We start from the raw sequence: 5,043 nt of genomic DNA on the forward strand, positions 1-5,043 counted from the left end.
TTAACCGGTGAAATCATGACTATGCCGGGTCTGCCGAAAGTGCCGGCTGCTGAAAAGATTGATGTAGACGAGACAGGAAAGATTCACGGCTTGTTCTAAGCAGAAAGAGATACGGTTTTAAGGAGGATACAACAATGGGATTTTCAACAGTGCCATGCAATGAATTCGTAGAAGTCCTGGCTTCTAAAGCCCCGGTTCCCGGCGGCGGCGGCGCTTCTGCCTTAGTAGGAGCAGTAGGAACTGCTCTTGGAAATATGGTAGGAAGCCTTACAGTAGGCAAAAAGAAATATGCAGAGGTAGAAGAAGAAATGTGGGAGTTAAAGAAAAAATGCGATGAACTCCAGAAAGATTTTCTTCGCCTGATTGAGAGAGACGCAGAAGTATTCGAGCCTCTTTCCAAAGCATACGGTATGCCGAGAAATACAGAAGAGGAAAAGGCAGAAAAAGCACGTGTTATGGAAATCGTGTTAAAAGATGCCTGTTCTGTACCTATGGAAATCATGGAAAAATGCTGTGAAGCCATTGAAGTTATTGTAGAGTTCGCAGCAAAGGGTTCTACTTTGGCTATCAGTGATGCAGGGGTAGGCGCTGCTTTCTGTAAAGCTGCTTTAAAAGGAGCCAGCTTAAATGTTTACATCAATACAAAATCCATGGCCGACAGAGCTTATGCGGAAGAATTAAATAAAAAAGCAGACGCTATGCTGGAAAAATATACAAAGATTGCAGATGAAACATTTGAAAGCGTATTATCCAGATTAAAATAATCATAGAAAAAGAACTATTAGGAGGATGCTGGAAATGGCAAAAAGATTACTTGGTAAAGAAGTAACAGCAGCATTAAATGAGAGAATCAAAGCAGATGTTGCTGCACTGGAAGCAAAAGGGGTAAGACCAACTCTGGGAATTATTCGTGTAGGAGAGAATGAAAGCGATATTTCCTATGAAAGAGGAGCAACCAAACGCTGTGAAACTTTAGGTGTTGCATGTGAGAAAATCTTACTTCCGGCTGATGTTACACAGGAGGAACTTCTGGCAACCATTGACAAAGTAAATAAAGATGACAATATTCACGGAGTATTATTATTCCGTCCGCTTCCAAAACATCTGGATCAGTCTGTGATTGAAAATGCTCTGGACCCTGAAAAGGATGTAGACTGTATGACAGACGGCTCTATGTCCGGTGTATTTACCGGAAAGAACGTAGGTTTCCCTCCATGTACACCACAGGCTTGTATGGAAATTCTGGATTATTACGACATTGACTGCACAGGCAAGAAAGCAGTTGTTATCGGACGCAGTCTGGTTGTAGGTAAACCGGCTGCCATGATGCTGATTAAGAAAAATGCAACTGTTACAGTATGTCATACAAGAACCGTGGATATGCCTTCTGTAGTAAAAGAAGCAGATATCGTCATTGTTGCTGCAGGACGTGCAGGTGTAGTAGATGACACTTATTTAAGAGAAGGTCAGGTTGTTATTGATGTGGGTATCAATGTCAATGCAGAAGGAAAACTCTGTGGAGATGTGGATTTTGAAAAGGCAGAACCAATCGTAGAAGCTATCACTCCTGTGCCGGGCGGTGTAGGAAGCGTTACAACTTCTGTACTGGTAGGCCATGTGGTAGAAGCTGCTAAGAGAAAATTTGCATAAAAAGAACCCAGTACAGAAGAGATTCTATATTGGAGGTATGGGCGGAACCTGTTTTGGGTTCCGCCTTTTACAATGTATTTCGGATGAAAGGGCGGAACTATTCTTCTGTAAATTCTGTCATGTTTTTTCGATACCAAAGGGGCAGGAAATTTCTCTGACATTTGGCATTGGCCCGCTCTTTGATAGAGACAGAATCGAAAAATGTTTTCCACAATCTTGTATAAGAATCCTTTTTGTTTCGGACACTTTCCATGTAAGCCAGTTCTTGGGGTGTAATGGGAGTTAAAAAGGCTTCTTGATTTTTAGGGTGCACTACAGCAAGCAGGCGATTCTTATCTGTAATTATCCAGTCTTCTGAGGGCATACGGTCTTCAAAATGAGGAGCCAAGAGCGTCAGCACATGAGATTTCGGTTCAATGACAGAGAATAGAATCTGGTTTTCCAGACGGTCAAAGCGAACAAATTCTCGGAATTTGTGTGTTTCATTATATACACTTCGCTGCAATTCAAAAATGGCCTGTACCTCCGGCTGATGGAGCATATCCAGCACAGCGTTTCCACAGGCAAAGCCCAGCACCAGAAAACGGTAAATTCTGTCCAGCTTTTCCTCATGAGAAGACAGGGAGGCAGCATATACATACTGATACGCCTGAAAAGAGATTTTTTTGTGGATTGAGCGGATAACTTTCTGAACTTTTTCCATTTCCGTATCAATATGGCGGTATTCACAGAACAGTTCCAGGTTGCCCACAGGTTCTGTTTGAAGCCGGATATTGGAGTGTCCCAGCCGGGCTGCCCAAGCGTCATAAATACAGGTCATCATGGATTCAAAATTGTCATAACAGGTAAAAACAACCATGGAAGAGCCTCCTTTTCTTATAATTGACCCCAAAAGGTCTTACAACTGTCTTCTACGGTAGGCGGGACTTCCAGAAAATGGTGGTCAAAGAGGGAAAGCTGTTCATAAGTCTGAGGATGTTCTGCTTCCCAGGCTGTTTTTTTATCTGTGCCGGTCAGTTGGCGGGTAATAAAATCCTCTTCAATAGGAGTTCGATACAGCATTTTTCCCTGGCAGGTGATGAAATATTGTGCCCGCTTTAGAACTACCCCCATTTTCTTTAGCGCAGAAAAATCCAGAGTGCCCTGGCGGCGGGCCTGAACAATTCGCCACGCAGATTTATTGCCGATTCCCGGAACCTTTAACAAGTCGCCATAAGAAGCATGGGAAACTTCTACTGGAAAAATTTCCAGATGACGCAGCGCCCAGTCACACTTGGGGTCAAGCAGGATGTTAAAATTGGGCCTGGCGGGGCTGAGCAAATCCTCAGCATGAAAACCATAATAGCGCAGCAGCCAGTCCGCCTGATAAAGCCGATGTTCCCGAAGCAGAGGAGGGGCTGTGTCCAGAGATGGCAGAGCAGAGTCTTCGTTAAGGGGAATATAGGCAGAGAAAAAGACCCTCTTTAAATCAAATTTCTGATACATCTGCTGGGTTACCTGTAAAAGTTCATAGTCATTTTCAGCGGTAGCTCCGATAATCATCTGTGTGCTCTGTCCAGCAGGTACAAATGGCCGTTTTTTTTGCTTATCTATAGGGACTGACAGAGAACGGGAATTCTGTATCCGGGGTGTAAAAGCAGTTTTTTCCAGAGCCAAGGAGGAAGCACCGGACAAAGTACTGGCAGTATCCGTAAAAATTGTACTGGAGAGATACTGGTTTTGTCCAAAGCGCTCCATAGAAGCAGTTTTGCCCAGGGAAAGCCGGTAATCTATAATTTTCCCCTGTATCTGGGCCATAGGTTTTTCAATGGACTGCTGTGTTTTTCCGGGGGCCAGGGTGTGCAGGCTTTTCTCCGTAGGGAGTTCCATATTGATACTCATACGGTCGGCCAGATATCCGGTCTGCTCAATAATTTCCGGAGACGCGCCAGGAACAGCCTTGGCATGGATATAGCCCCTGAAATGGTATTTTGTACGCAGAAGGTACAAAGTCTGATAGATCAGTTCCATGGTATGGGTAGGGTTTTTGATGACTCCGGAACTCAGAAACAGTCCTTCAATATAATTTCTTTTGTAAAATTCCATGGTGATACTGCAGAGTTCCTCCGGGGTAAAGGTGGTGCGCACCTTATCGTTGGAGCGGCGGTTCAGACAGTATTTACAGTCATAGACGCACTCATTAGAGAGCAGGACTTTCAAAAGAGAAATACACCTTCCGTCTGCGGCAAAGCTGTGACAGATACCTGCAGCACAGGAGTTCCCCAGACTGCCTTTTTTCCCTCTCCGGTCAGAACCACTGGAAGTACAGGCAACATCATATTTGGCAGCATCTGATAAAATCTGCAGTTTTTCTTCTAGGGAAAGAGAAAAATTCACTTTCATGTAAACACCTCTTTGTAAAAATGATAAAATAGAATCGAACATATATTCTGATTTTATTATAACAGGTATATAAAAAATGTCAAGAACAAATGTTCGTGAAATTGGGAGGAATTTTTTTGAAAGGTCTGTCATATAATCTAGCAATACGATGAAAGGGGTATTTTATGGATACATATAATATTTACAAGGATATACAGGCTCGTACAAACGGAGAAATTTACATAGGTGTTGTGGGTCCGGTGCGCACGGGGAAATCCACATTTGTGCGAAGATTTATGGAACTGGCTGCACTTCCCAATATGGAGGAAAACCTGAGAAATGAAATTCGTGACCAGCTTCCGCTAAGCGGTTCCGGTAAACTGATTACCACCGTAGAACCTAAATTTATTCCAAAAGAAGCAGCAGCAATCCAAATGGGAGAGGAATTTCAGGCGAAAATACGGTTGATAGACTGTGTGGGATTTTTGGTTCCCAATGCGGCAGGAAACATGGAAGACGGAAAGGAACGTATGGTAAAAACGCCCTGGTACAGTTATGAAATCCCCTTTCACCAGGCGGCAGAGACAGGCACCAGAAAAGTCATCGAAGAACATTCCAACATTGGCCTGGTGGTTACCTGTGACGGCTCTTTTGGGGAAATTCCCCGGGAAAGTTATATCACGGCAGAAGAGAAAACTGTGTCAGAACTAAAGAAAACAGGCAAGCCGTTTTTGATTATTTTAAATTCCCAGAAGCCTTATAAAGAAGAAACATTAGCCCTGGCAGAGGAACTGAAAAAGAAATATCAGGCCGGAGTTGTAAGTGTAAATTGTGAACAGTTGAGAAAAGAAGATGTGTCCAGAATTATGGAAAAACTTCTTTATGAATTCCCCATTGTGCAGATGGAATTTTATGTTCCAAAATGGGTGGAAATGCTGCCCGCTGACCATTATTTAAAGGAAAATCTTCTTGGGTCTAGTCAGCAACCACCAGTTCAACTGGTGGTTTGATATTAGCCCTCAAAAGGGCTTT

5 protein-coding genes and 1 pseudogene are annotated in these 5,043 nt (G+C 43.3%); 4 read left to right on the forward strand and 2 right to left on the reverse strand.

Features of this window, described 5'->3' with window-relative positions:
- From G5A70_RS15315 to G5A70_RS15325, 3 genes are all read left to right on the forward strand, one after another.
- Positions 1-99, forward strand: a 99-nt coding sequence (locus tag G5A70_RS15315) for a formate--tetrahydrofolate ligase (RefSeq protein WP_173750314.1), incomplete at its 5' end; no start/stop codon positions are given.
- Between the two features lie 35 nt (positions 100-134).
- The gene (locus G5A70_RS15320; RefSeq protein WP_111919864.1) at positions 135-764 is read left to right on the forward strand and encodes a cyclodeaminase/cyclohydrolase family protein; all 630 of its coding nucleotides are present in this window, start codon (positions 135-137) and stop codon (positions 762-764) included.
- A gap of 34 nt (positions 765-798) precedes the next feature.
- The gene (locus tag G5A70_RS15325; protein WP_173750315.1) at positions 799-1,650 is read left to right on the forward strand and encodes a bifunctional 5,10-methylenetetrahydrofolate dehydrogenase/5,10-methenyltetrahydrofolate cyclohydrolase; all 852 of its coding nucleotides are present in this window, start codon (positions 799-801) and stop codon (positions 1,648-1,650) included.
- Between the two features lie 97 nt (positions 1,651-1,747).
- Here G5A70_RS15325 and G5A70_RS15330 read toward each other — a convergent pair whose 3' ends face one another.
- Entirely contained in the window at positions 1,748-2,509 is a 762-nt protein-coding gene (locus G5A70_RS15330; protein WP_173750316.1) for a TIGR03915 family putative DNA repair protein, read from the reverse strand.
- A 17-nt stretch (positions 2,510-2,526) separates the two neighbouring features.
- The gene (locus tag G5A70_RS15335; RefSeq protein ID WP_173750317.1) at positions 2,527-4,032 is read right to left on the reverse strand and encodes a putative DNA modification/repair radical SAM protein; all 1,506 of its coding nucleotides are present in this window, start codon (positions 4,030-4,032) and stop codon (positions 2,527-2,529) included.
- 164 nt (positions 4,033-4,196) lie between these two features.
- On the opposite strand from G5A70_RS15335, the pseudogene G5A70_RS15340 reads away from it, so the two are divergent.
- Positions 4,197-4,994 (forward strand): annotated as a pseudogene (locus G5A70_RS15340) (stage IV sporulation protein A); the annotation flags it as partial.
- Positions 4,995-5,043 lie beyond the last annotated feature (49 nt).

This window comes from Blautia hansenii (assembly GCF_013304445.1).
GTDB lineage: Bacteria > Bacillota > Clostridia > Lachnospirales > Lachnospiraceae > Blautia.

Bases quoted from the DNA above. Each gene is read 5' to 3' on its own strand.
- G5A70_RS15325 (WP_173750315.1), top strand. From the start codon at position 799: ATGGCAAAAAGATTACTTGGTAAAGAAGTAACAGCAGCATTAAATGAG.
- G5A70_RS15320 (WP_111919864.1), top strand. From the start codon at position 135: ATGGGATTTTCAACAGTGCCATGCAATGAATTCGTAGAAGTCCTGGCT.
- G5A70_RS15335 (WP_173750317.1), bottom strand. From the start codon at position 4,032: ATGAAAGTGAATTTTTCTCTTTCCCTAGAAGAAAAACTGCAGATTTTA.
- G5A70_RS15330 (WP_173750316.1), bottom strand. From the start codon at position 2,509: ATGGTTGTTTTTACCTGTTATGACAATTTTGAATCCATGATGACCTGT.